The sequence below is a fragment of the Streptacidiphilus neutrinimicus genome (genome assembly GCF_000787815.1).
Taxonomy (GTDB): domain Bacteria; phylum Actinomycetota; class Actinomycetes; order Streptomycetales; family Streptomycetaceae; genus Streptacidiphilus; species Streptacidiphilus neutrinimicus.
Genome location: NZ_BBPO01000159.1, coordinates 1 through 2,814 on the forward strand (window position 1 = coordinate 1; position 2,814 = coordinate 2,814).

The 2,814-nt window shown below is 70.5% G+C and carries 2 protein-coding genes; one reads left to right on the top strand and one right to left on the bottom strand.

The window, feature by feature from the left end:
• Window positions 1–110: 110 nt before the first annotated feature.
• Window positions 111–782: a transposase gene (locus TR48_RS38010; protein WP_052443387.1), complete on the bottom strand. Its 672-nt coding sequence runs from the start codon at window positions 780–782 to the stop codon at window positions 111–113.
• A gap of 279 nt (window positions 783–1,061) precedes the next feature.
• Between TR48_RS38010 and TR48_RS38015 the strand changes: the two genes are divergently transcribed.
• Window positions 1,062–2,783 (top strand): recombinase family protein, encoded by a 1,722-nt coding sequence (locus tag TR48_RS38015; protein WP_052443388.1) that lies wholly within the window; start codon window positions 1,062–1,064, stop codon window positions 2,781–2,783.
• Window positions 2,784–2,814 lie beyond the last annotated feature (31 nt).

Genomic DNA, 2,814 nt, shown 5'->3' on the forward strand with positions numbered 1-2,814 from the left:
GGCGTCCCTGCGGCCGCCCCGGAGCCCGGCTGGGCTGGCCACGATGGCGTCCCTTCAAGTGCAACACCGTGACTCCGTTGGCGATCTTGTGAGGGTCAGCTGGTGGCGGTTCAGAGCGCGTGGAAGTGGCTGGGTGCCCGCTGCTTTCGCGTCGGACTGGCGATCCAGTCGGCGATCCGGGTGACGTTGCAGGCCAGAGCGGTCAGGACGTGCTGGACGTGGGTCCTCCGCAGACCCCGGTAGCGGGTTCTGCGGAGGCCGCAGGTGCGGACGTTCTGGGAGAGCGTGGCCTCGATGCTGGCGCGGATCGCGTAGCGGTCCTGCCAGTCGTGGGTTTGCTGGTCGAGACGGTTGGCCTGCTGAATCTCGTGCAGATCGCGGGTGGGCAGCAGGGCGAGCGAGCGCGGACGGACCGCGGAGTTGGTGCACTGGGCCCGGTCCGTGCAGGCCTGGCAGGCCGCTTCGCCGAAGCGGACCTGGATGTAGTCGTGGCCGGAGATCCGCAGTGGCTGCCAGGTCCGGCTGGTCTGCCCGCGGGGGCAGACGACCTGGTGGGCGTCCCAGTCGACAGTGAAGGAGGCCTTGTCGAAGCCGTTGCCGGCCTTGGTCTGGTGGCTGGGGTCCGGAGCGACCGGACCGAGCAGCGTGATCTGGTGGACACGCTGGGCGCGCTCGATCTTCGCGGCAGTGACGTATGCGGCGTCGACCACGTGCTCGCCCGGCGCCAGGCCGGCCCGGGCGAGGTCGTCGTGGATCTGGTCGGTGAGCTCGCCGTCCTGCACCGGGGCGAATCGTGGTGGCCACGTGCACCATGACTTCCGGCAGCCCTGGCGTGCACGTCTCCGTGAAGTGAGTTCGGTAGCCGGACCAGGCGGTGTCCCGTTTGACGCAGTAGTGCGCGTCGGTGTCGTACGGGGACTCGAACCGCAGCGACGCCGGAGGCAGAGCGTGGCCGTCGCGCCAGCGCAGACATCCGCGCGCGTCCCAGTAGTAGTGGTGCACCGACACCCGGCGCAGGATCTCCACCTGCGGCAACACGCGCAGGCGGGACGGGGCACCGGGTGCCCAGAGCGCGGTCAGCAACTTCTGCCCTGCTGATCGACGCGGACGGCGTCTACGACCTGGGCGACTTCAACGACCGCCTCATCCTCGGGCTGAAGTCCACGATGAGCGAGGCCGAACTCCACGTCCTGGCCGGGCGCCTGCACGGAGCCCGCCGGGCCGCGGCCGATCGCGGCGACCTGCGGCTGACGCTGCCCGTCGGCCTCCTCCACGACGACGAGGGCCGGACCGTCCTGGACCCGGACGAGGAGGTGCGCGAGGCGATCGCTGACGTCTTCCGCCTGTTCGAGCAGCACGGATCCGCCCTCGGCGTGGTCCGCGCGTTCGCCGGCCGACGGTTCCCGCGCCGGGACACCGGTGTGTGGGCTGGGCGCCTGGGCTGGGGCCGGCTCACCCACGGACGGGCCGCCGCCGTGCTACGCAACCCAGCCTATGCAGGGGCCTACGCGTTCGGCCGCACCGCCACCAGCCGTAAGGTCCGGCCCGACGGCACCGTCGTCACCTGCGTGAACAGGCTGCCACGCGACCAGTGGAAGGTCCTGATCCTCGATCACCACGAGGGATACATCTCCTGGCAGCAGCACCTCGACATCCAGGCCAAACTCGCCGCGAACCGCACCCAGACCGGCGCCCGCCCGCCCCGCGAAGGCGGCCGGGTCTGCCAGGGCATCATCTTCTGCGGCTCGTGCGGCTTCCCGATGGGCACCAGCTACCGGCGCGCAGACGGGACCGCCGACTACGTGTGCATGCGCGCCCGCAGCGACGCGGTGACCACACCGGGATGCCACTCCATCGCCGCCGCCGCGATCGACCCGGTCGTGGAGCGGCTGCTGCTGGCCGCGCTCACACCCGACCAGGTCCACCTCGCCCTCGCCGCCGCGAAGGACGTCCACCAGCGACACCACCGCTCCCACCGCGCCGCCGAGCTCGCCGTCGAACGCGCCCGCTACGAAGCCGACCGGGCCGAACGCTCCTTCAGCCAGGTCGAACCCGAGAACCGACTGGTCGCCCGCTCACTGGAGGCCCGCTGGGAGGCCAAACTCGCCGCACTGGCCCAGGCCGAAGAGCACCTGGCCGACCTGCAGGCGTCCCAGCCCGCGCTCCCCGAACCCGACCGGCTCAAAGCCCTGGCCCAGGACCTGCCCCGGCTCTGGCACGCACCCACCACCACACCGAGAGACCGAAAACGCCTGATCAGGACACTGATCGCCGACGTCACCGTGCGGCACGTGGACTTCGCCGACGCCCACATCGGCATCCGCTGGCACACCGGCGCGGTTGACGAGGTCGTCTGCGCGCGCCGGACCAACCGCACCCCCAGCCAGGCCGTCGCCATCATCCGCGACCTGCTCGACACCCGCACCGACGCCGAGATCGCCGACCATCTCAACCAACTCGGCCTGAAGACCGGCAACGCGCGGCCGTTCACTGTCGCCTCGATCCGCTTCGTCCGCGCCAAGTACGTCATCGGCTCCGTCCGCAGCGACCCGACCAGGCCCGGAGAGATCACCGTCCCTGACGTCGCCCGGATTCTCGGTGTCCACGAGGCCACCGTCTATCCCTGGCTCCGCAACGGCGAACTGCCAGCCCGCCAGGGACGGCATCGCCGCTGGTGCATCCCATGGAATGACGAGATCGAGCAGCACTGGCAACAGCGTGTCGCCGCCGAACCGCGGATCAGGCGGCCAAACCCCAACAACGAGAAGGGACAGGCAGTATAAAGCCGACTTCCCACAGCTTGATCACGGCCGT